At 71.0% G+C, this 25,442-nt stretch carries 17 protein-coding genes; 8 read left to right on the top strand and 9 right to left on the bottom strand.

Going from position 1 to position 25,442, the window contains the following annotated elements; translation table 11 throughout:
- Positions 1–35: 35 nt before the first annotated feature.
- Entirely contained in the window at positions 36–998 is a 963-nt protein-coding gene (locus tag QBL25_RS04280) for a carbohydrate ABC transporter permease (RefSeq protein WP_409055619.1), read from the bottom strand.
- Positions 998–2,281 (bottom strand): ABC transporter substrate-binding protein, encoded by a 1,284-nt coding sequence (locus QBL25_RS04275; protein ID WP_409055618.1) that lies wholly within the window; start codon positions 2,279–2,281, stop codon positions 998–1,000. The genes QBL25_RS04280 and QBL25_RS04275 overlap by 1 nt, the downstream gene beginning before the upstream one ends.
- Positions 2,282–2,539: 258 nt before the next feature.
- Here QBL25_RS04275 and QBL25_RS04270 point away from each other — a divergent pair, with 258 nt between their 5' ends.
- From QBL25_RS04270 to QBL25_RS04260, 3 genes are all read left to right on the top strand, one after another.
- A complete protein-coding gene (locus tag QBL25_RS04270) occupies positions 2,540–3,589 on the top strand; it encodes a glycosyl hydrolase (protein WP_409055617.1) in 1,050 nt (349 codons plus the stop codon).
- Positions 3,590–3,748: 159 nt separating this feature from the next.
- Positions 3,749–5,473 carry a carboxylesterase/lipase family protein gene (locus tag QBL25_RS04265; RefSeq protein WP_409055616.1) on the top strand — a complete coding sequence of 575 codons (1,725 nt, stop codon included), beginning with the start codon at positions 3,749–3,751 and terminating at the stop codon, positions 5,471–5,473.
- 83 nt (positions 5,474–5,556) lie between these two features.
- Complete coding sequence (locus tag QBL25_RS04260) at positions 5,557–6,534, top strand: hypothetical protein (RefSeq protein ID WP_409055615.1); 978 nt, start codon at positions 5,557–5,559, stop codon at positions 6,532–6,534.
- Between the two features lie 127 nt (positions 6,535–6,661).
- Here QBL25_RS04260 and QBL25_RS04255 read toward each other — a convergent pair whose 3' ends face one another.
- Positions 6,662–7,567, bottom strand: a complete 906-nt coding sequence (locus QBL25_RS04255) for an acyl-CoA thioesterase (RefSeq protein ID WP_409055614.1) — start codon at positions 7,565–7,567, stop codon at positions 6,662–6,664.
- Between the two features lie 66 nt (positions 7,568–7,633).
- Positions 7,634–10,147: a DEAD/DEAH box helicase gene (locus tag QBL25_RS04250; RefSeq protein ID WP_409055613.1), complete on the bottom strand. Its 2,514-nt coding sequence runs from the start codon at positions 10,145–10,147 to the stop codon at positions 7,634–7,636.
- 121 nt (positions 10,148–10,268) lie between these two features.
- Here QBL25_RS04250 and QBL25_RS04245 point away from each other — a divergent pair, with 121 nt between their 5' ends.
- Positions 10,269–11,063 (top strand): metal-dependent hydrolase, encoded by a 795-nt coding sequence (locus tag QBL25_RS04245; RefSeq protein ID WP_409055612.1) that lies wholly within the window; start codon positions 10,269–10,271, stop codon positions 11,061–11,063.
- A gap of 68 nt (positions 11,064–11,131) precedes the next feature.
- On the opposite strand, the gene QBL25_RS04240 is transcribed toward QBL25_RS04245, so the two are convergent.
- Entirely contained in the window at positions 11,132–12,913 is a 1,782-nt protein-coding gene (locus QBL25_RS04240; protein ID WP_409055611.1) for an ABC transporter ATP-binding protein, read from the bottom strand.
- On the bottom strand, positions 12,910–14,823 hold the full coding sequence (locus tag QBL25_RS04235; RefSeq protein ID WP_409055610.1) for an ABC transporter transmembrane domain-containing protein: 1,914 nt from the start codon (positions 14,821–14,823) through the stop codon (positions 12,910–12,912). The genes QBL25_RS04240 and QBL25_RS04235 overlap by 4 nt, the downstream gene beginning before the upstream one ends.
- 264 nt (positions 14,824–15,087) lie before the next feature.
- Here QBL25_RS04235 and QBL25_RS04230 point away from each other — a divergent pair, with 264 nt between their 5' ends.
- Positions 15,088–15,816 carry a L,D-transpeptidase family protein gene (locus QBL25_RS04230; protein ID WP_409055609.1) on the top strand — a complete coding sequence of 243 codons (729 nt, stop codon included), beginning with the start codon at positions 15,088–15,090 and terminating at the stop codon, positions 15,814–15,816.
- 271 nt (positions 15,817–16,087) lie between these two features.
- Entirely contained in the window at positions 16,088–17,524 is a 1,437-nt protein-coding gene (locus QBL25_RS04225) for a cation:dicarboxylate symporter family transporter (protein WP_409055608.1), read from the top strand.
- On the opposite strand, the gene QBL25_RS04220 is transcribed toward QBL25_RS04225, so the two are convergent.
- From QBL25_RS04220 to QBL25_RS04210, 3 genes are all read right to left on the bottom strand, one after another.
- Positions 17,463–18,938 (bottom strand): Gfo/Idh/MocA family protein, encoded by a 1,476-nt coding sequence (locus QBL25_RS04220; protein ID WP_409055607.1) that lies wholly within the window; start codon positions 18,936–18,938, stop codon positions 17,463–17,465. The two genes, QBL25_RS04225 and QBL25_RS04220, sit on opposite strands and share 62 nt — an antisense overlap.
- Positions 18,939–19,092: 154 nt before the next feature.
- The gene (locus QBL25_RS04215) at positions 19,093–22,011 is read right to left on the bottom strand and encodes an FAD-binding and (Fe-S)-binding domain-containing protein (RefSeq protein WP_409055606.1); all 2,919 of its coding nucleotides are present in this window, start codon (positions 22,009–22,011) and stop codon (positions 19,093–19,095) included.
- A gap of 53 nt (positions 22,012–22,064) precedes the next feature.
- Complete coding sequence (locus QBL25_RS04210; RefSeq protein ID WP_409055605.1) at positions 22,065–22,508, bottom strand: MarR family winged helix-turn-helix transcriptional regulator; 444 nt, start codon at positions 22,506–22,508, stop codon at positions 22,065–22,067.
- 171 nt (positions 22,509–22,679) lie between these two features.
- Here QBL25_RS04210 and QBL25_RS04205 point away from each other — a divergent pair, with 171 nt between their 5' ends.
- The gene (locus QBL25_RS04205; protein ID WP_409055604.1) at positions 22,680–24,497 is read left to right on the top strand and encodes an ABC transporter ATP-binding protein; all 1,818 of its coding nucleotides are present in this window, start codon (positions 22,680–22,682) and stop codon (positions 24,495–24,497) included.
- A gap of 46 nt (positions 24,498–24,543) precedes the next feature.
- The gene (mltG, locus tag QBL25_RS04200) at positions 24,544–25,395 is read left to right on the top strand and encodes an endolytic transglycosylase MltG (protein WP_409062545.1); all 852 of its coding nucleotides are present in this window, start codon (positions 24,544–24,546) and stop codon (positions 25,393–25,395) included.
- Positions 25,396–25,442 lie beyond the last annotated feature (47 nt).

Genomic DNA, 25,442 nt, shown 5'->3' with positions numbered 1-25,442 from the left:
CAGCCTTCCGGAGTGGGTGGGGCCAGGGGCGCTGGCTAGTGGTTCTGGCGGAGGAAGCGGCGGATGACGACCATGCCGATGAGTCCGACGACGAAGAGGAAGACGCCGACGGCCTGGCTGTAGCCGACGTCCTGCTGGAGGAAGGCGCGTTGGTACATCAGGTAGGACAGGGTGGTGGAGGAGGTGCCGGGGCCGCCCTTGGTGAGCATCAGCACGGTGGCGGCGGAGCTGAAGAGGGTCCACAGGAACTGCAGCATCGTGGCGACGCCCACGAAGCCCTTGCAGATCGGGTACGCCACCTGCCACATCCGGCGCCAATGCCCGGCGCCGTCCAGGGCGGCCGCTTCGTACATGGCCTCCGGGACGCTTGCCAGGCGGGCCGCGAAGAGCACTGCCGTGTAGCCGATGCCGCCCCATACGTCGACGACGATCACGGTGGCGAGGGCCGTCGAGGGGTCGGCGAGCCAGGGCGTGGTCGCCGTGCCGAGGCCGAGGGATTCCAGCATGCCGTTGACCCCGCCCTCGGGGGCGAACATCCCCACGAAAATCATTGCCTTGGCGGAGATCGAAAGGAGGCCGGGGGTGAAGCACAGGACGCGCAGAGTGCGGTGGCCCGGTGGCTTGAGCTGGAGGTAGTACCCCAGCATGAAGGCGAGCGGGATCATCAGGGGCAGGGCGACGGCCAGTTGGATGACGGTGTTGTGGACCGCGTCCCAGAAGACGGGGTCGTCGAACATCCGCCGGTAGTTGTCCGTCCCGGTGAATGCGTGCGGCGAGATGAGGCTCGCCCAGTCGTGGAAGCTGATGACGAACATCGCCACGACGGGGCCGAGCATGAACACGCCGTACCAGGCCAGGGCGGGCACCGCGAAGAGTGCGGGGCCCCGTCCGCGCCGCCGACGTCGGACGGCGGCGCGGACGGGAGGCGAGGGGTCCGGCCGCGCGGGCGCCTTCGCGGTGGGCGGGCCGGAGTGGGAGCGGGTGAGTGCCGGGGTCATCACTGGACCCCGCGGTAGGCCTGGTCGAGGGCGCCGCAGATCTGCTGGGCGTCCTTGCCGGGCCCGAAGGCGAGCGAAGTGGCCTGGATGAGGGGGGTGTTGGCGGCGGCCGGGATGTGCAGGTCGGGCAGCTGGGCGTCGGTGGTGGTCTCGGGGATGTCGTTGACGGCGCTGTTCAGCAGCGGGTCGTCGCTCTTGCGGTGCTCGGCGTCGAGCTTGACGGCCGGGTAGATGCTGGCGTCGGCGACGAACCGGCCGGCGACCTCGGGCTGGTAGAAGTGGCTGACGAACTGCTTCACCGCGTCCTGCTTCTTGTCGCCGTTCGGGCTGATCCAGAAGCCGGTGCTGGTGTAGCCGGTGAACACGGTCGGCTTGTCGAAGGCCGAGCCCCGCGGCAGCGGGAGACCGGCCAGTTCGGTGGTCTTTCTGACCTTGTCCGGTACCTCGCTGAACGCCCAGGAGCCTTGCGACATGATCGCGGCCTTGCCGCCGTAGTACTGGTTTTGCATCGCGTCGAAGGTGAACCCCTGGGCCTTGTCGGCGAAGACCCCCGCGTCGCGCAGCTGGGTGAAGAGCTTGATGCCCTTCATCGCTCCGGCCGAGTCGCAGTAGCCGCCCTTGGCGTCGAGTTTCTGGGCCGCCGGCTTCGTCACGTACGACTGGGATATCTGGAGGAAGAGCTTCTGTCCGCTCCAGTCGTTGCCGCCCACCGCCATCGGCTGGATGCCCGCCTTGCGCAGCTTCTTCGCCGCGGAGATCAGCTCGTCGGTGGTGGTGGGGATGTCGTCGACGCCGGCTTTCTTCAGGAGGGCGGTGTTGTACCAGACGGGCCAGGAGAAGCCCGCGAACGGGAAGCCCATCGCCTTGCCTTCGGGGTTGGTCCACTCCTTGAGGGCCTGGGGCTCGGTCTTGTTCCGCAGTCCCCAGTCGTCGAGGTATTTGTCGACGGGGACCGTGGCGTCGTTCTTCGTCCAGGCGAGGGTCTTGTCGAAGAGGTTGACGAAGACGACGTCCGCCTCCTTGTCGGCGGCGAGGGAGGTCTCGTAGGACTCGTCGAGGTCCTCGCCGGCCTCGACGATCTTGACCTTGATGCCGGATTCCTTGGAGAACGCGGCGACCTCGTCGTAGAAGACCTTGCCGCCCGGTGTCGCCTTCAAGTACTGGGAGAGCACCGTCAGTTGCTTGGGGTCGTCGGCCGTCGCATCGCCGCCCTTGCCGCATCCGGTCGCCACGGCGAGCAGGGAGAGGGTGCCGACGAGGGCGACGGCGGTTTTGCGTGTCATGTGCCTTGTCCTCCAGGGGAGTTGCGGGCGGCTCTGGCGCGGCCCGCTGACCTTGGCGCACAACCTAGACAGGAATTCAGGACCTCGTCCATAGACCGGTTCAGTTTTCTTTTGCGTGCAATATCAACGAACTGAAAGTGCATTACTGAACCTTTACTTAATTTGACAAGCATCTAGACAACGTTGTCTCCGGTGGGCAGAGTGTGCGCTCGACCGCGGGACGCTCCGGTCTCGCATCCCCGACAGAGGGGCTTTCCCATGCACGGAAAACGCATCACCGCGTTTCTCGCAGCCGCGCTGCTCGCGCTGTGCCTCACCCCCGACGCACAGGCGTTCCCCGGCAGCTCCAAGCAGCAGGTGATCAACTACCTGCGCTCCATCTCGGGTTCGAACATCGTGTCCGGCCAGCACAACAAGGAACCCGCGAGCAACCCCGGCCAGTACACGCAGCAGGTCAAGGACGTCACCGGGCAGTACCCCGGCCTGTGGGGCGGGGACCTGATGTTCCGGGCCGCGGACGTCGCCAACCGGCAGCGGGTGATCGACCAGGCGAAGACGGAGTGGGCCAACGGCTCGCTCGTGTCGCTGACCTGGCACGTCTGTCCGCCGACCATGGGCAGTTCCTGCGAGTTCGAGGGCGGCGTCAAGTCGCGCATCACCGACGCCCAGTTCTCGCAGGTCGTCACCGACGGGACCGCGCTGAACAATGCCTGGAAACGCCGCCTCGACGAGGTCGTGCCCTATCTTCAGCAGCTCAAGTCGGCCGGCGTGCCGGTGCTGTTCCGGCCGCTGCACGAGATGAACGAGCAGTGGAACTGGTGGGGCCACCGGCCGGGCGCGAACGGCGGCGCACGGCTCTACCGGATCACCCACGACTACCTCGCGGCCAAGGGCCTGGACAACCTCATCTGGGTGTGGAACGTCCAGGACAACCCCGAGGGCGGCTGGTCCAGCTACTACCCCGGGGCCGCCTACGTCGACGTGGCCTCGCTCGACGTCTGGTACAAGAACTACCCCAGCTCGTCCGACTACCAGCAGTTGCAGAGCATCGCGGGCGGCAAGCCGATCGCCCTGGCGGAGATGGGCAAGGTCCCCGACGCCGCCCTGCTCACCAGCCAGACCCGCTGGTCGTACTTCATGATCTGGTCGGAGCAGCTGAAGGGGAACAACACCAACGCCGAGATCCAGGCCTGCTACTTCCATCCCCGCGTCCTCAACCAGGGCGAGGTGAAGTTCCCGGCCGCGGCGGCGCGGGGCAGTGGCCTGGTGCCCCGCACCGCATCGGCCCCGGGTCCCGCGGGCACCTGACGCTCTGACCCCGCCCGAACCGGCCGCCGGCCGCCCGGCGGCCTCCCTCGTGCGGGACCGGGGCCCCCTGCCCGGACCCCGGTCCCGCACCCCCTTGCCCACCTCCCAATGCCCACCCCCCTTGCCCCGCCCATCCCCCCGACCAGGGAAGAGGATCAGGTGAGACACCCCTCCATGCCGTTCCCGCGCAGCCGCCGCCTGCTTTCCGCCGTTGCCGCGCTGTGCGGCATGGCGCTGTCCACGGCCGCCGCGCCGTCCGGCCCGTCCGCCTCCGCCCCGTCGGACCCGGGCGACGCGACCCGGGTGACCCGGGCAGCCCAGTCGCCGGGCACCGCCCACGCCCCGGCGGGCGCCGCCGCCTCCCGATCTGCTGCCGCCCCCGCCTCGCTCCTGGTCCGCACCGCACAAGGGCGCGTCCAGGGCCGCCGACTCGCCGACGCCGCCGCCGCCGACGACGCCGACGTCGACTTCTTCGGCCGGATCCCCTACGCCGCCGCCCCGACCGGCCCCCTGCGCTGGCGCCCCCCGCAGCCGCCGCGCACCTGGAACGGCGTACGGGACGCCGGTGCCCCCAGCCCCGCCTGTCCCCAGACCGAGAACAGCAACGGCCCCCGGTCCGAGACAGAGGACTGTCTCCACCTGGACGTGTGGCGCCCCGACACGCCGGCCGCCCGGGCCGGGAAGGCGCCGGTGCTGTACTGGATCTTCGGCGGCGGAGGCATCAACGGCTCCGGCAGCCAGTACGACGCCCGGAAACTGGCCGCCGAGACGGGAAGCGTCGTGGTCACGGTCAACCACCGCCTGGGCTGGCTGGGCTTCCTCGCCCTGCCCGAACTCACCGCGTCCGCACCCGACCAGGTCTCCGGACAGTTCGGCTTCCAGGACCAGATCGCCGCACTCGGCTGGCTGAAGAAGAACGCCACGGCGTTCGGGGGCGACCCGCGCAAGGTGACGGTGGCGGGCCAGTCCGCCGGCGGGCGCGCGGTGTGCCGACTCCTCACCTCGCCGAAGGCCGCCGGTCTGTTCCGGCGCGCCGTCATCCAGAGCGGCGCCTGCAACGCCGACGCACTGGCGCCCAGAGAGCGCGCGGGAGAGGCCTTCGCCGACGCCGTCGGCTGTGGGAGGGGCAGGGCCAAGGCCGCGACGCTCGCCTGCCTGCGCGGCAAGGACGTGAGCGCTCTGCTCGACCGGCAGGACCCGCCCGGCACCCCCACCATCGGCGGCACCGCACTCCCGCACGACCCCCAACGGGCCATCGAGACGGGCCGGTTCACGCGGGTGCCCGTGCTCATCGGCAACACGCACGACGAGAACCGCCCCTATCCCGGCATCAGCCAGCCCGCCACCGCCGCCTCGCTCAAGGCATGGATCGACCGCACGTACCCGGACCTCGCGGACGAAGTGGCCGAGCAGTACGCCACCATGGAACCCCCCGACGCGGCAGGCGCCATCGCCTCCGACACCGACCGGGTCTGCCGTGCCTGGAAGATCGAGAACGCGCTGGCCCGGCACACCGCCGTGTACGCCTACGAGTTCAACGACTTCACCGCACCCGCCGAGGCCGAGACGCCGGGCTTCGCCTGGGGCGCGTACCACACGACGGAGCTGGAGTACCTCTTCCGGTTCACCCGCTCCGACGGCTCCGAGAAGTTCCTCACCGGCCTCGACGCCCGGCAGCGGAAGCTGGCCCGCCAGATGCGTGAGCGATGGGGTGCCTTCGTCGAGGACGGCAGACCGGCGCCGAGCGCGGCGTGGCCGGCGTACCGCCCGGGCCGACCTGCGGTGCTCCAGTTCCAGCTGCCGGGTCCCCGGGTGACCCACACCTTCGCCGACGACCACCGCTGCGGTTTCTGGGACGAGCGGGGGCTCATCAAACTGAGGTGATCGGGCGTGGGTACCCTCGGCTGTCGCAAGGCGCCACGCGTACGGCGCCGGCCGGAACGGGATCGACGGAGGCGGGGCCTTTCATGAGCGGGAACAGGGCAGGGGGTCCGGTGGACCGGGCAGCCGTCGAAGAGCGCGTGCTGCGGGAGTGGGGTTTCGAACTGCCCGATTCCCTCTTCCGGTTCTGGGACTTCCTGGGATCTCTCGGTCCGGCCGAGGAGCGAGCCCGCCAGGATCTGATGGTGAGTCCGGCCGGCATCCTGGACCTGTTCGCCGACCCCGGTCTGCTGCCGCGTGACGGCATCGACGGGCGGGTGCACGGGCGCTACTACCGCGATCCGCCGGAGTTCCTCACCTTCCTGCACGGCGGTTCCGACGGGCTGCACTTCGGCCTGTGGTTCGACGACGGCCGCACCTGCACGGGAGTCGCCTCCTACTACAACAACGACGGCGGTGACATCGACACCCATCCGGCCACGCCCCTGGAGGCGCTGCGGTCGGTCATCGAACTCGCCTGGCGCGACCTCGCGGACGACATGCAGGAGGAGGGCACGTCCGGCCGGCTGGCCGACCTGGGCTTGCTGCGCGATGCCCTGACCGCCCTGGAGACCGGGGACAGGTCAGAGACAGGCCTCGCCTACTCCCAGGCGTACGCCTGGAACCGCCGGCCGGTCGACCCCGGCCGCGTCACGACGCTGGACGGCGCGGGTGCCCGCGTCTCCGGCGAGACCGCACTGGGCCGCCCCGCCCACCACGGCGCCGACGCGTACACGTTCGCCACGCATCTGTACGCCCTGTTCGACGACCCCGCGGCCCTGGAAGCGGCCGTCCGGGAGGCGCGCGGCCGATGCGCGGCGGGCGACCCGGCCGAGGCGCTGGTCCTGGGCCGCGATCTGCACTGGGCGTCAGGGGGAGACCCGGACCGCGAGGCGCTCGCCACGGAACTCCTCACGACGGCCTACCGCGCACTGGGCCGCCCCGGGCTCGCGGAGATCGCCGAGGCCCACCACCGCCACCGCTCGCTGCCGCACGTGACCGTCCTGGAGCCACGGCCGGCCTGACCCGCGGACGGAGATCCGACCAGGTCCGACCGGCTCCGACCAGGTCAGATCAGGTCGGACCGGGGCTCGACCGCATGGACCTGCGCGCCGCCCTGGGCGCCCCGTTCACAGGACGCCCGCCGCTCGCTCAGGCCTGCGGTGAGGGCCGCCCGTCCATGTGGCGCTCGCCGTAGGGCCGGAAGAGGCCTTCCTGGACGACCGAGACCAGCAGCCGGCCCTCGAGGTCGTAGATGCGGCCGCGGGCCAGGCCCCGGCCGCCCGTGGCGATCGGGGACTCCTGGTCGTACAGGAACCACTCGTCGGCGCGGAAGGGACGGTGGAACCACATGGCGTGGTCCAGCGAGGCCATGTCGAAGCCGCGCGGGCCCCACAGCGGCTCCACCGGGATGCGGACCGCGTCCAGGAGCGTCATGTCGCTCGCGTACGTCAGCGCGCAGGTGTGGACGAGGGGATCGTCGCCCAGCGGACCGACCGCCCGCATCCAGACCGCGCTGCGCGGCTCCGCGTCCTTGATCTCCTCGGCGGTCCAGCGCAGCCGGTCCACATAGCGGATGTCGAAGGGCTGGCGTCGGGCCATGCGCTCCAGCTGCTCGGGGAGCGCACCCAGATGCTCGGTGATCTCCTCGGCGACCGTCGGCAGGGTCTCCGGGTCGGGAGCCGTGATGCGCGGCGGCAGCTGGTGTTCGAAGGCGCCTTCCTCGGGCTGATGGAAGGAAGCCGTCAGGTTGAAGATGGTGCGGCCCTGCTGGACCGCGGTCACCCGGCGCGTGGTGAAGGAGCGCCCGTCCCGTACCCGCTCGACCTGGTAGACGATCGGCACGCCCGGACGGCCGGGCCGCAGGAAGTACGCGTGCAGCGAGTGCACCGGGCGCTCGCCCTCGGTGGTGCGCCCCGCGGCCACCAGGGCCTGCCCGGCGACCTGCCCGCCGAACACCCGCTGCAAGGACTCCTGCGGGCTGCGGCCACGGAAGATGTTGAGTTCGATCTGCTCGAGGTCCAGCAGGTCGACAAGACGGTCGGCGGGATTGTTCATGGCGGTTCCTCGACTCCTGTCCGGGAAAGGCGCACGGCGATCAGCGGTCAGATCAGGGTTCAGCCGTCAGAGCTGGCCGACGTCGGTGACCCGGACGACGGCGCGGCCCTCCTCGTCGGAGGCCGCGAGATCGACCTCCGCGCTGATACCCCAGTCATGGTCGCCGTTCGGGTCGGCGAACGTCTGCCGGACGCGCCACAGACCGTGGTCCGGGTCCTCCTCGATGAGCAGCAGCTTGGGGCCGCGCGCGTCGGGACCGGTGCCGAGATCCTCGTACTCGTCCCAGTACTTGTCCATGGCCGCGCCCCACGCGTCCGCGTCCCAGCCGGAGTCGGCGTCCAGCTCGCCCAGCTCCTCGACGTGGTCGAGCGCGGCGAGCTCGACCCGGCGGAAGAGCGCGTTGCGCACCAGGACGCGGAAGGCGCGGGCGTTGGCGGTGACCGGCTTGACCTGGTCGGCGCGCTCCTGGGCCTCCTCGGCGGTCATCACCTCGGGGTTGGCCAGCTGCTCCCACTCGTCGAGGAGGCTGGAGTCGACCTGACGCACCATCTCGCCCAGCCAGGCGATGAGGTCCTCCAGGTCCTCGGACTTCAGGTCGTCCGGGATGGTGTGCTCAAGGGCCTTGTACGCGCCGGCGAGGTAGCGCAGGACGATGCCCTCGGTGCGGGCGAGCTCGTAGAAGGACGTGAACTCCGTGAAGGACAGCGCCCGTTCGTACATGTCGCGGATCACGGACTTGGGGGAGAGCGGGTGGTCGCCGACCCACGGGTGGCTCGTCTTGTAGGTGTTGTAGGCGTGGAAGAGCAGCTCCTCCAGCGGCTTGGGGTAGGTGACCTCCTGGAGCCGCTCCATGCGGTCCTCGTACTCGACGCCGTCCGCCTTCATCAGGGCCACGGCCTCGCCGCGCGCCTTGTTCTGCTGGGCGGCCAGGATCTGGCGCGGGTCGTCGAGCGTCGACTCCACGACGGACACCATGTCCAGGGCGTACGAGGGGGACTCCTGGTCCAGCAGGTCGAAGGCCGCCAGAGCGAACGTCGACAGCGGCTGGTTGAGTGCGAAGTCCTGCTGGAGGTCGACCGTCAGGCGCACGATGCGGCCCGAGGCGTCGGGCTCGTCCAGCTTCTCGACCACGCCGCCGTCGAGCAGCGAGCGGTAGATGGCGATGGCGCGGCGGATGTGGCGCAGCTGCTGCTTGCGCGGCTCGTGGTTGTCCTCAAGCAGATGCCGCATCGCCTCGAAGGCGTTGCCCGGGCGGGCGATCACCGCCAGGAGCATGGTGTGCGTGACGCGGAAGCGGGAGGTCAGCGGCTCGGGCTCGGAGGCGATGAGCTTCTCGAAGCCGGACTCGGTCCACCCCACGAAGCCCTCGGGGGCCTTCTTGCGCACCACCTTGCGGCGCTTCTTGGGGTCGTCGCCCGCCTTGTTGAGCGCCTTCTCGTTCTCGATGACGTGCTCGGGCGCCTGCGCCACGACCAGGCCCGCCGTGTCGAAGCCCGCGCGGCCCGCGCGGCCGGCGATCTGGTGGAACTCCCGGGCGCGCAGGGTGCGTACCCGCGTGCCGTCGTACTTGGTCAGGGCGGTGAACAGCACCGTGCGGATCGGGACGTTGACGCCGACGCCCAGGGTGTCCGTGCCGCAGATGACCTTCAGAAGGCCGGCCTGGGCCAGCTTCTCGACGAGGCGGCGGTATTTGGGCAGCATGCCCGCGTGGTGCACGCCGATGCCGTGGCGCACGTACCGCGAGAGGTTGCGGCCGAACTTGGTGGTGAAGCGGAAGTTGCCGATCAGGTCGGCGATCTTGTCCTTCTCCTCCCGCGTGCACATGTTGATGCTCATCAGCGACTGCGCGCGCTCGACGGCCTGTGCCTGCGTGAAGTGGACGATGTAGACGGGCGCCTGCTTGGTCTCCAGGAGCTCGGTGAGCGTCTCCGTGATCGGCGTCAGGCGGTACTCGTACGAGAGGGGGACCGGGCGTGTCGCGGAGCGGACCACCGAGGTGGGGCGGCCGGTGCGGCGCGTCAGGTCCTTCTCGAACATCGAGACGTCGCCGAGCGTGGCGGACATGAGGATGAACTGGGCCTGCGGCAGTTCGAGGATCGGGATCTGCCAGGCCCAGCCGCGGTCGCCCTCGGCGTAGAAGTGGAACTCGTCCATCACGACCTGGCCGATGTCGGCGTGCTTGCCGTCCCGCAGCGCGATGGACGCGAGGACCTCGGCGGTGCAGCAGATGACGGGCGCGTCGGAGTTCACGGACGCGTCGCCGGTCAGCATGCCGACGTTCTCGGTGCCGAAGAGCTTGCACAGGTCGAAGAACTTCTCCGAGACCAGCGCCTTGATCGGGGCCGTATAGAAAGTGACCTTGTCCTGGGCCAGTGCGGTGAAGTGCGCACCCGCCGCGACCAGGCTCTTTCCGGAGCCGGTGGGCGTGGACAAGATCACGTTGGCTCCGGAGACCACCTCGATCAGCGCCTCCTCCTGAGCCGGATAGAGAGTGATCCCCGTCTCCTCGGCCCACGAGGAGAAGGCTTCGAAGAGGGCATCGGGGTCGGCATCCGGCGGCAGCTGATCAATGAGTGTCACACCCCCATCTTGCCTTCCTTCTCACCCGATCAGGGAACCGGCGGTCCGTACGAAGATCACGAACGCTACGCTGTGTCGCCAACGGGGCGTCAGGACAACGGGAATGGGGCGGGGAACAGCCATGATGGGTCCGGCACACTCACTGTCGGGAGCGGCGGCCTGGCTCGGCGTCGGGGCGGCAGCGGCGGCCTGGGGGCACACGATGCCCTGGCCGGTCCTCCTCGCCGGAGCCCTGATCTGCGCCGGGGCCGCGCTCGCGCCCGACCTGGACCACAAGTCGGCGACCATCTCGCGGGCCTTCGGACCGCTCTCGCGAGGCCTGTGCGAGATCGTCGACAAGCTCTCGGCCGCCGTCTACAAGGCCACCCGCAAGCAGGGCGACCCGCGCAGAGCGGGCGGGCACCGCACCCTCACGCACACCTGGCTGTGGGCCGTCCTCATCGGGGCGGGCGCCTCCGCCCTCGCCATCTTCGGCGGCCGCTGGGCGGTCCTCGCCCTGCTCTTCGTCCACATGGTGCTGGCCATCGAAGGCCTGCTGTGGCGGGCCGCGCGCGGGTCGAGCAGCGACGTGCTGGTGTGGCTGCTCGCCGCGACCAGCGCCTGGATCCTCGCCGGTGTCCTGGACAAGCCCGGCAACGGCGCGGACTGGCTGTTCACCGAGCCCGGCCAGGAGTACCTGTGGCTGGGCCTGCCGATCGTGCTCGGCGCGCTGGTGCACGACATCGGGGACGCGCTCACGGTCTCCGGCTGCCCGATCCTGTGGCCCATCCCCGTCGGCCGCAAGCGCTGGTACCCCGTCGGGCCGCCGAAGCTGATGCGGTTCCGGGCGGGCAGCTGGATCGAGCTGAAGGTGCTGATGCCGGCGTTCATGCTGCTCGGGGGAGTGGGCGGCGCGGCCGCGCTCAACTTCATCTGAGGCGGACCCGGGATCTGGGGTGGTCAAGATCCCGGGTGCCGCGGCCGCCCGGTGGCCCCGAGCGGTGATCAGCCGTGCCAGGAGCGCCACAGTGCCGCGTACGCGCCGTCGGCCCCCACCAGCTCGTCGTGGCTGCCCAGCTCGCTGATCCGGCCGTTCTCGACCACCGCGATGACGTCCGCGTCATGGGCGGTGTGCAGCCGGTGGGCGATGGCCACGACCGTGCGGCCGTCCAGGACGCGGGCCAGGGAGCGTTCCAGGTGCCGGGCCGCGCGCGGGTCCAGCAGGGAGGTCGCCTCGTCCAGGACCAGCGTGTGCGGGTCGGCGAGGACCAGGCGGGCCAGCGCGATCTGCTGGGCCTGCGCCGGGGTGAGGGCGAAGCCGCCCGAGCCCACCTCGGTGTCCAGGCCCTCGCCCAGGGCACGGGCCCAGGTGGCCGCGTCGACGGCGCCGAGCGCCGCCCACAGCTCGGCGTCCCGCGCCCCGGTCCTGGCCAGCAGGAGGTTGTCGCGCAGGGAGCCCACGAAGACGTGGTGCTCCTGGTTGACCAGGGCCACGTGGGTGCGCACGTCCTCCGCGGGCATGGCCGACAGCTCCGCCCCGCCCAGTGTGACGCGGCCGTCGCGCGGGGCGTAGATCCCGGCGAGCAGCCTGCCGAGCGTGGACTTGCCCGCGCCGGACGGGCCGACCAGGGCGACCCGTGAGCCCGGCTCGACGGCGAGGGTCACCTCCCGCAGGACGTCGACGCCCGCGCGGTAGCCGAAGTGCACGTCCTGCGCGAGAACGGCACGCCCGTCGGGAGCGAGGGAGGCGTCACCCCGGTCCGGTTCGATGTCCCGCACGCCCACCAGGCGGGCCAGGGACACCTGGGCGACCTGCAGCTCGTCGTACCAGCGCAGGATGATGCCCAGCGGGTCGACGAGCATCTGTGCGATGAGCGCGCCCGTGGCCAGCTGGCCGACGCCGATCCAGCCCTGGAGGACGAAGACACCGCCGATCATCAGGACGGAGCAGAGCACGAGGGTGTGGGTGAAGGTGATGACGGGGAAGAGGACGGAGCGCAGGTAGAGCGTGTGCCGTTCCCACGCCGTCCACTCCTTGACGCGGCGCTCCGACAACTCCACGCGGCGCTCGCCGAGCCGGTGCGCCTCCACCGTGCGTCCCGCGTCGATGGTCTCGGCGAGGGCGGCGGCGACCGCGGCGTATCCGGCGGCCTCCGAACGGTAGGCGGAGGGCGCCCGCTTGAAGTACCAGCGGCAGCCGACGACGAGCAGCGGCACCGCGACGAGGAGGGCGGGCGCCAGCGGCGGCGCGGTCACGGCGAGACCGCCGACCAGGAGCGCGACCCACACCACCCCGATGGCGAGCTGCGGCACCGCCTCGCGCATGGCGTTGGCCAGCCGGTCGACGTCCGTGGTGATCCGCGACAGCAGATCACCGGTCCCGGCCCGCTCCAGGACGCCCGGCGGCAGCCCGACCGAGCGTACGAGGAAGTCCTCGCGCAGGTCGGCCAGCATCCGCTCGCCGAGCATCGCGCCGCGCAGCCGTACTTGGTGGACGAAGAAGGCCTGGACGACCAGCGCGGCGGCGAAGAAGCCGATGGTGCGGCCCAGATGAAGGTCGCGGGCGCTGTCCGAGACGTTCTCGATCAGGTCGCCCAGCAGGTAGGGGCCGGCCATCGAGGCGACGACGGCGCAGGTGTTGACCGCGATGAGCAGGGCGAAGGCCCGGCGGTGCCGCTTGACCAGTTCGCGTACGTAGGCCCGCACCGTCGCGGGCGCGCCCACGGGCAGGGTGTCGGCGGTGGTCGGGGCCGCCGGGTCGTACTCCGGTGGCGCCAGGCCGATCATGCCGTCTCCTTGGTGTCGAGGGTGTCGAGGGTGTCGAGGGTTCCGAGGGAGTCGCGGGTGGCGCGGGTGAGGGTGGCGCCGGTGTCATGGGCGCCACCGGCCGAGGACGCTTGTTCCTGGTCCGTCTCGCGGGTGACGACCGCGCGGTAGCGCGGTTCGCTGTGCACCAGTTCGCGGTGCACGCCGACCGCCGCGACCTCGCCCTCGTGGAGGAAGACCACGCGCTCGGCCCGGTTGAGGAGCAGCGGGGACGAGGTGAGGACCACGGTCGTGCGCCCCTCGCGCAGCCCCTTGACGCCGTCGGCGACCCGCGCCTCGGTGTGCGAGTCGACGGCGGAGGTCGGCTCGTCGAGCACGAGGACCTCGGGATCGGTGATCAACGAGCGGGCCAGGGCCAGCCGTTGGCGCTGGCCGCCCGACAGGGAGCGTCCGCGCTCGGTGACATGGGCGTCCAGCGGGGCCTCGCCCACCGAGGCCTGCGCCAGGGCGTCCAGGACGTCCGCGCACTGGGCGGCCTCCAGGGCCTCCTCGGCGCTGACGGCTCCCGACGCGGGGACGTCGAGCAGGGCGCGCAGCGTGCCGGAGAGCAGTACCGGGTCCTTGTCCTGGACCAGGACGGCGGTACGGGCGGTGGCCATCGGAGCCTCGTCGAGCGCGACACCGCCGAGCCGCACGGACGGCAGCTGCTCCGCGTCGTCGAACGCCGCGTGTCCGCCCAGGCGTTCGGCGAGCCGCCCCGCCTGGTCCGGGTCGCCGCAGACGACGGCGGTGAGACGGCCCGCGGGGGCGAGCAGCCCGGTCGCCGGGTCGTAGAGATCGCCCGAGGGTGTCTGTGCGGCGTCACGCGGCCCGTCACCGGGGTGCCCGTCGGCCGCCTGGTGCGCGTCGCCCGCGTGCGCGTCGCCCGCGTGCGCGGTGCGCTGGAGCGAGAGCACCCGGGCGGCGCGCTGGGCCGAGGGACGCGAGAAGCTGTAGGCCATCGCGATCTCCTCGAAGTGCCGCAGCGGGTAGGTCAGCATCGTGACCGCGCTGTAGACGGTGACCAGTTCGCCGACGGTGACGCGCCCCTCGCGGGCCAGGTGCACGCCGTGCCAGACGACCACGATCAGGAGCAGCCCCGGCAGCAGGACCTGCACCGCCGAGATCACCGCCCACATCCGGGCGCTGCGCACGGCGGCCGTACGCACCTCCTGCGAGGCGCGGCGGTAGCGGTCGAGGAAGAGTTCCTCGCCGCCGATGCCGCGCAGCACCCGTAGCCCCGCCACGGTGTCCGAGGCCAGTTCGGTCGCGCGCCCGGCCTTCTCCCGCTGGTGGTCGGCGCGCCGGGTGGCGCGCGGCAGCAGCGGCAGCACGGCCAGCGCGAGGACGGGTACGCCCACGGCGACGACGACGCCGAGCGCGGGCTGGTAGACCACGAGGCCCACGCAGACCAGGACGACGGTGAGCGCGGCCGCCGCGAACCGGGAGGCCGCCTCCACGAACCAGCCGATCTTCTCGACGTCCCCGGTGGAGACCGCGACCACCTCACCGGCGGCGACCCGTCGGGTGAGCGCGGAGCCGAGCTGTGCGGTCTTGCGGGCCAGGAGCTGCTGGACCCGGGCGGCCGCGGTGATCCAGTTGGTGACCGCCGTGCGGTGCAGCATGGTGTCGCCCAGCGCGATGGCGATCCCGCACAGGGCCATCACCGCGCCGGCCCAGGCGAGGCGTCCGCCGGAGCGGTCGATGACGGCCTGGACGGCGAAGCCGACGAGGTAGGGGAGCACCGCGATGGAGCCGAAGTGCAGCAGGCCCCAGGCGAGCGACCTGAGCTGGCCGCCGAGCTGGTTCCGGCCCAGCCAGCGCAGGAAGTGGGGGCCCGAGCGGGCATCCGGCATGCCCGGGTCGGTGTAGGGAAGATCGCGGATCTGCATGACGTATGACGTCCTGGGGTCGGAGAGAGGGACCGTCGGTTCGGCGGAGCGTGCCGGCGGGAACGGACGGTGGTGAACGGTCGGGGGAGCGGCTCCGAAGGCGAAGGCGAGGGCATCGCTGGGCGGTAACAGGCCGTGAAAGGTTCGCGTCGGACGGTCGCGCGAAGCAAACGGTTTTCCGTCGGGGAGTAAAGATTCGGCCCCTTCTGCGCCCCGGGCCGGGCGTCGCGGCGGCTCCCGCGGGCGGAATGCGACCATGGACGGATGCGTATAGCCGGTGCGGTGCGAACGGCGGCCGCCCTTGCGGCCTGCGGGGTTCTTCTGACGTCCTGCGGAGGCACGGACGACGGTGGCAAGAACGACGAGGGCGCGGGCCGCGCGAAGAGAGCCGGGGCGACGGCGACGGCCGACCTCAAGCGCATCCCCGATGTGGGCGATTCCCTCCAGAACAAGATCCCCAAGAACTCCCGGCAGGTCGTGGCGGTCTACGGCGAGGGCGAGGACTCGGCGAAGTCCACCGTCGTCCTGTACGAGAAGTCCGGCGCGACCTGGGACAGGGCCCGCAGCTGGTCCGCGCACAACGGCAAGAAGGGCTGGACGACCGACCACCGGGAGAACGACAAGCGCAGCCCGGTGGGTGTCTTCACGCTCACCGACGCGGGCGGTGTCCTCGCCGACCCCGGCGCCGGACTCCCGTACACCCAGAGCGCGTCGATGCAGGCCCCGCGCTACTGGGCCAAGTCGCACTGGCACGACTTCGACTACGTCATCGCCATCGACTACAACCGCGCCAAGGGCACCCCGCCCAACGACCCCAACCGCCCCCAGGGCCAGTCCAAGGGCGGCAGCATCTGGCTGCACATGGACCACGGCAGCGGCACGTCGGGCTGCGTGAGCCTGTCGAAGGCGGGCATGGAGTACCTCCTCAAGAGCCTGGACCCCAAGCAGCACCCGGTCGTGGTGATGGGGGACAAGGAGAACCTGAAGGCCTAGTTCCGCCGATGTCCACCGGGCTTCGGGCCCGTGACCGTGGCCGAGGCGCCGTTCAAGACATGCCCCGACGGGGGCTGCTTGAGCCGCGCCTCGGCCTTTTTGCGTGGTGGGGTCGCGGGTCCTGCCGCCGGGATTTGGAGCAAGATCCAAGATTTACGCCGATGTGATCTGTAGGTCTTTTGCGGAAGCAGGCACTCCGCCATAGTGGCGCCTCGCGGAAACAAATTTCCGTATGGCAGAAGTCAGTTGACGCCTCATCACAGGAGTGCCCGTGCCGCAGTCCGTACCGTCCCTACCGCGACGCGTAGCACGCACAGTGCGAACCTCACTGTTCGCGCAGGTCGCCTGCGCGCTGGTCCTCGGAGTCCTCGTCGGACGGCTGTGGCCCGACGTGGGCACCGCCGTCCAGCCGCTCGGCGACGGATTCGTCCGACTCATCAAGGCGATGATCGCCCCGCTCGTCTTCTGCGTGGTCGTCGCCGGCATCACCAAGGCCGGAGACCTCAAGGCCTTCGGCCGCATCGGGGTCAAGGCCCTCATCTGGTTCGAGGTCGCCACCACGGTCGCCCTCGTCGTCGGCCTGGTCGCCGGCAACCTCGTCAGCCCCGGCTCCGGCATGAACGTCGACCCCGCCAAGCTCGACGCCTCGGCCGTCGACGAGAAGACCGGCGGCGGCGAACTCCCCTCGACCAGCGAGTTCATCCTGCACTCGCTGCCCGACAGCGCGATCGGCGCCTTCGCCGAGAACTCGCTGCTCCAAGTCCTCGTCCTGTCCTGCCTGGTGGGCGCGGCCCTGCTGCACCTGGGCACCACGAAGGTCCCCGCGATCCTGCCCGCCATCGAGCAGGGCCAGGAGATCGTCTTCGCGATCGTCGGCTTCATCATGAAGCTGGCGCCGCTCGCCGTGTTCGGCGCGACCGCGCACCTGGTGGGCGAGTACGGCCTGGGCGCCCTGTCGACCTACGGCAAGCTCATCGGCGTCTGTTACGCGGTCGCCCTGGTCTTCCTCGTCCTGCTCGGCGTGGCCCTGAAGGCGCTGACCGGCCTGAGCCTGTGGAAGTTCGTCCGCTACACCCGCGAGGAGATGCTGCTCGCGCTGGGCACCGCCTCCAGCGAGGCCGTCATGCCGCGCATGATGCAGAAGCTGCGCCAGGCCGGCTGCCGTGACGACGCGGTGGGCCTGGTCCTGCCGACGGGGTACTCCTTCAACCTCGACGGCGCCTCGATCTACCTCTCGGTCGGCACGCTGTTCATCGCGCAGGCCGTGGGCGTGGACCTGAGCCTGGGCCAGCAGATCACGGTCGTCCTCGTCCTGATGCTCACCAGCAAGGGGATGGCGGGGGTGCCCGGTTCGGCGTTCCTCGCGCTGTCGGCGACCGCCTCCGCGCTCGGGGTCATCCCGGCCGGCGCGGTGGCCCTGCTGCTGGGCGTGGACCGCATCATGGACGCCATGCGCGTCGCCACGAACCTGCTCGGCAACTGCGTGGCCGTGTTCGTGGTCTCGCGCTGGGAGGGCGCACTGGACACGGCACGGGCGAAGAAGGTCCTCGCCGGGGAGATCGCCTTCGTGCCGGAGCAGACGGAGGCCGAGGGCCGGGCCGTGGAGCCCGGCGGCGCCGATGCGGACGCCGCCGGGGCCACGTCGCTCACGCCTTCGGCTTCTCCGAGTCCACTCCCGGCCGAGCCTTCTTCCACAGCCCGCGAGTGAAGTCGGGGATGGCCTGCGGCGCGCCCTTCGCCTTGATCGACAGATGGCTCAGGGGGACGGGCGACGTCCAGGTCGCGGCGTCGTAGACGTCGAAGTCCGGCACGAGGCCGAGCTGCATGGTCTGCATCAGACGGAAGATCATGATGTAGTCCATGCCGCCGTGCCCGCCCGGCGGGTTCGCGTGCTCCTTCCACAGCCAGTGGTCGAACTGGTCCGCGTACTTGGCGAAGTCGCCCCACTCGTCGTTCGTGTGGTCGGGCTCGATGTAGATGCGCTCGGGGTAGTCCTCGAAGACACCCTTGGTGCCACCGAGGCTGTTGATCCGGGAGTAGGGGTGCGGGGTGCTGACGTCGTGCTCCAGGCGGATCACCCGACCCTTCGCCGTCTGCACGAGGCTGATCGTGCGGTCGCTCTCGATGTAGGTCTCCTTCCAGCTCGGGTCGCCCGCCGGCATGTGCGCCTTGCGGTACTCGGCGAGGCCGAGGGCGGGCGTGCCGAAGCTGGAGATGTGCGTGACGCGGTCGCCGCGGTTGATGTCCATGTAGTTGGAGACCGGGCCGAAGCCGTGGTTGGGGTACAGGTCGCCGCGCAGCCGCGTGTGCCACAGGCGCCGCCAGGGGCCCTCGTAGTAGTCCGGGTCGAACATCAGGCCGCGCAGGTCGTGGTTGTAGGCGCCCGCCCCGTGCAGCAGGTCGCCGAACTTGCCCGCGTGGGCCATGCGCAGGACGCGCATCTCGTTCTTGCCGTAGCAGCAGTTCTCCAACTGCATGCAGTGTCTGCGGGTCCGCTCGGAGAGGTCGACCAGTTCCCACAGCTGGTCGAGCTGAAGGGCCACGGGACACTCCACGCCGACGTGCTTGCCGTTCAGCATCGCCGTCTTGGACATCTCGAAGTGCCAGTCCCAGGGCGTTGCCACGTACACGAAGTCGATGTCCCCGCGCTTGCACAGGTTCTCGAAGTCGTGATCGCCCTTGGTGTAGGTCGCCGGGGCGGGCTGGCCCGCGGCGGTGACCTTCTTCGCGGCGGCCGCCGTCTTGTCCTTGACCGGGTCGCAGAGCGCGACGACCTTCACGCCGGGGACCGCGAGGAACAGGTCGATCATGCTGCCGCCGCGGTTGCCGAGCCCGACGATGCCGACGCGCACCGTCGAACGCCCCTCGAACGGCACGCCGACCATGGTCTTGCCCTTGCGGGGCGGCGCCTGCGCGGACGTCGCCGCGGCGGGCGCGCTCAGCGGGGCGTCGGCGTGGGCGGTGCCCCCGGTGAGGCCACCGAGACCGAGCCCGGCTCCGGCGAGGCCGGCGGTGCGGAGGACGGCGCGGCGGGAGGTGCCGTCGGCGGAGTCGTCAGGGGTCGCGGAGTCGGCGGGACCCGCGGAGTCGTCGGGGTTCGCAATCGCGTGCTCGTCGTGCATCGGACCTCCGTGGCTGGGATGCCTGCGCTGGAACGGAAGCCACCCTGATGGGAGGTGCGGGTGTGGCGCAAGGGACCGAAGTGGCCAGGGAGTTGGACTTATGTGTCACGCCCCTCCGCGGGGCGGCGCGTGCGGAGGGGCGGCAGGGGCGTGCTCACGGGCGCGTGGCGCGCTCCAGTTCCAGGAGTACGGAGTAGTAGGCGCGGCCCGTGGCGTGGTCCATGCCCACCTCGCACATGCGGTTCGCCGAGAGGTGCGCGTCGAAGGGGCGGGCGGTGACCTCGGCCGCTTCCTTGCGGGTGGCCGACTCCGTCAGCTCCTTGTGCAGCATGCCGCGGTCGCCCGCGAAGGCGCAGCAGCCCGCGTCGTCGGGGACCACCACCTCGTCCGCGCAGACCTCGGCGAGGGTACGCAGCTGGGCCTCGTCCCCGAGGTGGCTCATCGAGCAGGTGGGGTGCAGGACGGCGGAGCCGACCGTGCGGTGCACGGTCAGCTGGGGGAGCAGCTCGTCGGCGGCCCAGACCAGGGAGTCGACGACGGTCAGCTCCCGGTGCAGCTGACGGTTGTCCTCGGTGAGGTAGGGCACGACCTCGTGCGCGATGCCGAGCGTGCAGGACGAGGCGTCCACGACCAGCGGCAGCCTGCCGCCGGCCGTCCAGCCCCAGGCCGCCTCGACGATGCGGTTGGCCATCACCGCGTTGCCCTCGTCATACCCCTTGGAGTGCCAGATCGTCGCGCAGCACGTCCCCGTGACATCGTCCGGAATCCACACCGGCCGGCCGGCGCGGGTGGAGAGGGCGACCACCGCCTCCGGCAGGGAGCGGTCGCCGGGGCTGCCGAAGATGCGGTTGACGCACGCGGGGTAGTACACGGCGCTCGCGCCCACGCGCGTGGTGCGCGGCAGCGTGCGGGCGGCGGCCCCCGGGATGTCCGGCAGCCACTCGGGGACCAGGTCGGGCCGCACGGCCCTGCGTGCGGCGCGCGTGACCGAGGTCAGGAGCCGGTCGCTGATCCGGTCGGCGGCGGCCACCGCGAGCCGCGCGGCGGTCTCGACCGCCTTGAAGTTCCGGGCGGCGAGGGCGGCGGCCTTCTCCTCGCGCGGCGAGTGCCGGGCGTGCCGGAAGTCCTTCATCAGGGCGCCGGTGTCGATGCCCACCGGGCAGGCCAGCTTGCAGGTCGAGTCGCCGGCGCAGGTGTCCACGGCGTCGTAGCCGTACGCCTCGATCAGACCGTCCTCGACCGGGGAGCCGGCGGCCTGGCGCATCATCTCGCGGCGCAGGACGATCCGCTGGCGCGGAGTGGTCGTCAGGTCCTCGCTGGGGCAGGTCGGTTCGCAGAAGCCGCACTCGATGCAGGGGTCCGCGATCAGCTCCACCTTGGGGATCGTCTTCAGGCCCCGCAGGTGGGCCTTGGGGTCGCGGTCGAGGACCACGCGCGGCGCGAGCACGCCGTCGGGGTCGATGACCTGCTTGGTGCGCCACATCAACTCCGTGGCCTTGGGGCCCCATTCGAGCTCAAGGAACGGGGCGATGTTGCGCCCCGTGGCGTGCTCGGCCTTGAGGGAGCCGTCGAAGCGCTCGACGGTGAGCGCGCAGAACTCGTCCATGAACGCGGCATAGCGCTCGACGTCCGCCGGCAGGCCCGCGTCGAAGGCGAGCAGGAAGTGCAGGTTGCCGTGCGCGGCGTGCCCCGCGACGGCCGCGTCGAAGCCGTGGCGCGTCTGGAGTTCCAGCAGGGCCGCGCAGGCGTCGGCGAGTCGGGAGGGCGGCACGGCGAAGTCCTCGGTGATCAGTGTGGTCCCCGAGGGGCGCGAGCCGCCGACCGCCGTGACGAAAGCCTTGCGGGCCTTCCAGTAGCCGCCGATCGTCTTGGGGTCGCGGGTGAAGGCGTTGGTCACCGAGGCGACCGGCGCGACGAGGTCGAGACCTTCGACGACCTCGGCCGCCGCCGCCTCGTACGCCTCCTGGCGCGTCTCGTCCGGTGCGCGGAACTCCACCAGGAGCGCGGCCGTCGACTTCGGCAGCCGCGCCCAGTCGGCGGGCACTCCCGCCACGCTGGTCGAGGCGCGCAGGGTGTTGCCGTCCATCAGCTCCACGGCCAGCGCGCCCGCCGCGTTGAACAGCGGCACGGCCGCCGCGGCGGCCGGCAGCGAGGGGAAGAACAGCAGGCCCGTGGTGACCCGCCGGTCCAGCGGAAGCGTGTCGAAGACGACCTCCGAGATGAACCCGAAGGTGCCCTCGGAGCCGACCATCAGGCCGCGCAGGATCTCGACGGGCGTCGTGCCGTCCAAGAAGGCGTCCAGGCGGTAGCCGTTGGTGTTCTTGATCTCGTACTTGGCGCGGATGCGGGCCGTGAGCTCCTGGTCCGCCTCGATCTCCCGCTTGATCGACAGCAGGCCCGCGCACAGAGCCGGTTCGGCGTGTGCCAGCTGTGCGTCGGCGTCCGGGTCGGCCGTGTCGACGACCGTGCCCGTCGGCAGGACGAAGGTGAGCGAGGCCACCGTGCGGTAGGAGTTGCGCGTGGTGCCCGCCGTCATCCCCGACGCGTTGTTGGCGACGACCCCGCCCACCGTGCAGGCGATGGCGCTCGCGGGGTCGGGGCCGAGCACGCGCCCGTGCCGGGCGAGCGTGGCGTTGGCCCGCAGGACGGTCGTGCCGGGGCCGATGCGCGCCTGCGCGCCGTCGCCGATGACCTCCACGCCCGCCCAGTGCCTGCGCACGTCGACCAGGATGTCCTCGCCCTGGGCCTGGCCGTTGAGCGAGGTGCCCGCCGCGCGGAAGACGACCTCGCGGCTCTTGCCGTGCGCGTAGGACAGGATCGCGGAGATGTCGTCGAGGTCCTCGGCGACGACCACGACCTGCGGCACGAAGCGGTAGGGGCTGGCGTCGGAGGCGTACTTCACGAGGTCGGAGATCTTCGTCAGGACCTTGTCCGCGCCGAGCAGGGCGCACAGCTCCGAGCGCAGCGGCTCGGGGGTCCCGCTGGCCTGCCGGTCCGGCACCCGGTCGTGGGCCGGGCCCTGAGGGCGCGTGGCGGGGCGCAGGGCTTCCGGCTTGGGCTCCAGGAACGGCATGAGCTCTCCTCGGCGGGGTCGTACGGTCGTCAGGGGCCAGGGTGCGGGCGGCGTCAGCAGCGGCGGACGTCGGGCACGTCGAACAGGGCGTCCAGGAGACCGCTCAGCTGCTCGCGCTGTCCGGCGTCCAATGGAGCCAGGATGTCCTCCGCGGCGGCCCGGCGCGCGCTGCGCAGCTCGCTCAGCGCCTTGCGTCCCGCGTCCGTGAGCTCGATGCGGATCACCCGGCGGTTGGTCGGATCGGGGACGCGGCGCACCAGATCACTCGCCTCCAGGCCGTCGACCAGGCTCGTCACGGCGCGCGGGACCACTTCGAGGCGCTGGGCGAGGTCGGCCATGCGCGGCGGGGTCTCGTAGTGCACGAGGGTGCGCAGCAGGCGGGACTGGGCCGGGGTGATGCCGATGGGCACCAGGTGGTGCTTTTGGATGCGGTGCAGCCTGCGGCTCAGCCGCAGCAGCTGTTCGGCGAGCAGTCCGTCGGCGTCCGGGGTGGTCATGCGGGAACATTATCAGGACCTTGTGCATTGTGAGTATAGGTAACAGTGAGCTATGCTCCCTCAGTCACCGTCGGCCGTTTCCGTACCTCGCCGACCGTCCTCGTCGGCTCCCCGGCCGACCGCCCCCGCCGGCCCGCGCGCCGGCCGCCGTCTCACCTCCCGTAGGAGCCCATGCCTCACGACGAACCCAAGTGGACACCGCAGCCCCTGGCCCCCGGCCAAGAGGAACAGCCGCGGCAGATCCGCCGCATCCTGCGCCTCTTTCGCCCCTACCGCGCCCGCCTCGCCATCGTCGGCCTGCTGGTCGGCGCCGCCTCCCTGGTCTCCGTCGCCACCCCCTTCCTGCTCAAGGAGATCCTCGACACCGCGATCCCGCAGGGCCGGACGGGCCTGCTGAGCCTGCTCGCCCTGGGAATGATCCTCAGCGCGGTCGTCACCAGCGTCTTCGGCGTCCTGCAGACCCTGATCAGCACGACGGTCGGGCAGCGCGTCATGCACGACCTGCGCACTTCCGTCTACGGCCGGCTCCAGAGCATGTCGCTCGCCTTCTTCACCAGGACCCGCACCGGAGAGGTCCAGTCCCGCATCGCCAGCGACATCGGCGGCATGCAGGCGACGGTCACCTCCACCGCCACCTCCCTGGTCTCCAACCTCACCAGCGTGATCGCCACCATCGTGGCGATGCTCGCCCTCGACTGGCGCCTGACCGTCGTGTCGCTGCTCCTGCTGCCCGTCTTCGTGTGGATCAGCCGCCGGGTCGGCCGCGAGCGCAAGAAGATAGCCACCGAGCGGCAGAAGCAGATGGCCGCGATGGCGGCGACGGTCACCGAGTCGCTCTCGGTCAGCGGCATCCTGCTGGGCCGCACGATGGGCCGCGCCGACTCGCTCACCAAGACCTTCGCCGACGAGTCCGACCGGCTCGTCGACCTGGAGGTCCGCTCGAACATGGCGGGCCGCTGGCGCATGGCCGTCATCTCGATCGTCATGGCCGCCATGCCCGCCGTCATCTACTGGACCGCGGGCCTCGCCTTCCAGATGGGCGGCCCGACGGTCTCGATCGGCACGCTCGTCGCCTTCGTCTCGCTCCAGCAGGGCCTGTTCCGCCCGACCGTGAGCCTGCTCTCCACCGGGGTGCAGATCCAGACCTCGCTCGCGCTCTTCCAGCGCATCTTCGAGTACCTCGACCTGCCCGTCGACATCACCGAGCCCGCGCACCCGGTGCGCCTGGACAAGATCAAGGGCGAAGTGCGCTTCGAGGACGTCGCCTTCCGCTACGACGGGGACGACGACCGCGGCCGCCCGATCCTCGACGGCATCGACATCACCGTGCCCGCCGGCGGCAGCCTGGCCGTCGTCGGCCCCACCGGATCGGGAAAGTCGACCCTCAGCTACCTGGTGCCGCGGCTGTACGACGTCACCGGCGGCCGCGTCACGATCGACGGCGTCGACGTGCGCGACCTGGACTTCGACACGCTGGCCCGCGCGGTCGGCGTCGTCTCCCAGGAGACCTACCTCTTCCACGCCTCGGTCGCCGAGAACCTGCGCTTCGCCAAGCCCGACGCCACGGACGAGGAGCTGATCGCCGCGGCCGGCGCCGCCCAGATCCACGACCACATCGCGTCCCTGCCCGACGGGTACGACACCGTGGTCGGCGAGCGCGGCCACCGCTTCTCCGGCGGCGAGAAGCAGCGCCTGGCCATCGCCCGGACCATCCTGCGCGATCCGCCGGTCCTCATCCTGGACGAGGCGACCAGCGCCCTGGACACCCACACCGAGCACGCCGTGCAGGAAGCCATCGACGCCCTGTCGGCCGACCGGACGACGCTGACGATCGCCCACCGGCTCTCCACGGTCCGCGGCGCCGACCAGATCGTGGTCCTGGAGGCGGGCCGCGCCGTCGAGCGCGGCACGCACGAGGAACTCCTGGAGAAGGACGGCCGGTACGCCGCCCTGATCCGGCGCGACGCGCAACTGGAGCCAGCGACATGAAGATATGCTCGGAATGTCTGCATTTGCGGGATAATGTGCCCGCATGCTGCAGACCAAGACTCCGCGCCGGGGCACGATTCGACTGACGCGTCGGGGCCGGATCGCCCTGATCGCGACCGGAGCCGTCGCGGCGGTCACCGCCGTGTCGGTGCCGCTGCTGCTCCCGGACGACAGCGCACGCCCCGAATCGCTGACCATCCCCGAAGGCTGGCGCTCGACCCAGGTGTACGGGGCGGTCGACAAGACCCTCGGCGTGCCCGCGGGCACCACGAAAAAGGCCCTGCCCAAGGCGGGCCTCAAACTCCCCGGTGACGCGGGCGGCAACCCCGAGGGCTACCTCTTCCCGGCGACGTATCCCATCAGCGACCAGTCGACCCCCGAGTCCGTGCTCTCGTACATGGTGAACACGGCCACCAAGAAGTTCGGCGGGACCCACATCACGGCGGGCGCCGACCGCAACGCCGTGAACGTCTACCAGACCGTCACCATCGCCAGCATGATCGAGGCCGAGGCGGGCTCCAAGGCGGACATGGGCAAGGTGGCCCGGGTCATCTACAACCGCCTCGACCAGGGCATGCCGTTGCAGATGGACTCGACGATCAACTATGCCCTGAACCGCTCCACGCTGAACACCCGTGACCGCGACACGAAGATCAACAGCCCGTACAACACCTACGCGCGCATGGGTCTGCCGCCCACCCCGATCGGCAACCCCGGCGAGGAGGCGATGCGTGCGGCGACCAGCCCCACGCCGGGCGACTGGCTGTACTTCGTCACGGTGAAGCCGGGCGACACCCGCTTCACGTCGAGCTTCGAGGAGCAGCAGAAGAACGTGGCGGAGTTCAACAAGAACAACGCCAAGGACGGCAAGGACGACAAGGACGACAGGGACGCCTAGGACGCCGAGAACGCCGACGAGCAGGACGGCTGAGGCGGGGCGTCCTG

The organism is Streptomyces sp. SYP-A7185 (genome assembly GCF_046103685.1).
Taxonomy (GTDB): domain Bacteria; phylum Actinomycetota; class Actinomycetes; order Streptomycetales; family Streptomycetaceae; genus Streptomyces.
This window is presented reverse-complemented; position numbering and strand designations above follow the sequence as displayed.

What these genes read in the sequence shown, in the direction of transcription:
- QBL25_RS04275 (WP_409055618.1), bottom strand. Translation starts at nt 2,281, where the DNA reads ATGACACGCAAAACCGCCGTCGCCCTCGTCGGCACCCTCTCCCTGCTC.
- QBL25_RS04210 (WP_409055605.1), bottom strand. Translation starts at nt 22,508, where the DNA reads ATGACCACCCCGGACGCCGACGGACTGCTCGCCGAACAGCTGCTGCGG.
- QBL25_RS04245 (WP_409055612.1), top strand. Translation starts at nt 10,269, where the DNA reads ATGATGGGTCCGGCACACTCACTGTCGGGAGCGGCGGCCTGGCTCGGC.
- QBL25_RS04215 (WP_409055606.1), bottom strand. Translation starts at nt 22,011, where the DNA reads ATGCCGTTCCTGGAGCCCAAGCCGGAAGCCCTGCGCCCCGCCACGCGC.
- QBL25_RS04235 (WP_409055610.1), bottom strand. Translation starts at nt 14,823, where the DNA reads ATGCAGATCCGCGATCTTCCCTACACCGACCCGGGCATGCCGGATGCC.
- QBL25_RS04230 (WP_409055609.1), top strand. Translation starts at nt 15,088, where the DNA reads ATGCGTATAGCCGGTGCGGTGCGAACGGCGGCCGCCCTTGCGGCCTGC.
- QBL25_RS04280 (WP_409055619.1), bottom strand. Translation starts at nt 998, where the DNA reads ATGACCCCGGCACTCACCCGCTCCCACTCCGGCCCGCCCACCGCGAAG.
- QBL25_RS04240 (WP_409055611.1), bottom strand. Translation starts at nt 12,913, where the DNA reads ATGATCGGCCTGGCGCCACCGGAGTACGACCCGGCGGCCCCGACCACC.
- QBL25_RS04220 (WP_409055607.1), bottom strand. Translation starts at nt 18,938, where the DNA reads ATGCACGACGAGCACGCGATTGCGAACCCCGACGACTCCGCGGGTCCC.
- QBL25_RS04270 (WP_409055617.1), top strand. Translation starts at nt 2,540, where the DNA reads ATGCACGGAAAACGCATCACCGCGTTTCTCGCAGCCGCGCTGCTCGCG.
- QBL25_RS04255 (WP_409055614.1), bottom strand. Translation starts at nt 7,567, where the DNA reads ATGAACAATCCCGCCGACCGTCTTGTCGACCTGCTGGACCTCGAGCAG.
- QBL25_RS04205 (WP_409055604.1), top strand. Translation starts at nt 22,680, where the DNA reads ATGCCTCACGACGAACCCAAGTGGACACCGCAGCCCCTGGCCCCCGGC.
- QBL25_RS04260 (WP_409055615.1), top strand. Translation starts at nt 5,557, where the DNA reads ATGAGCGGGAACAGGGCAGGGGGTCCGGTGGACCGGGCAGCCGTCGAA.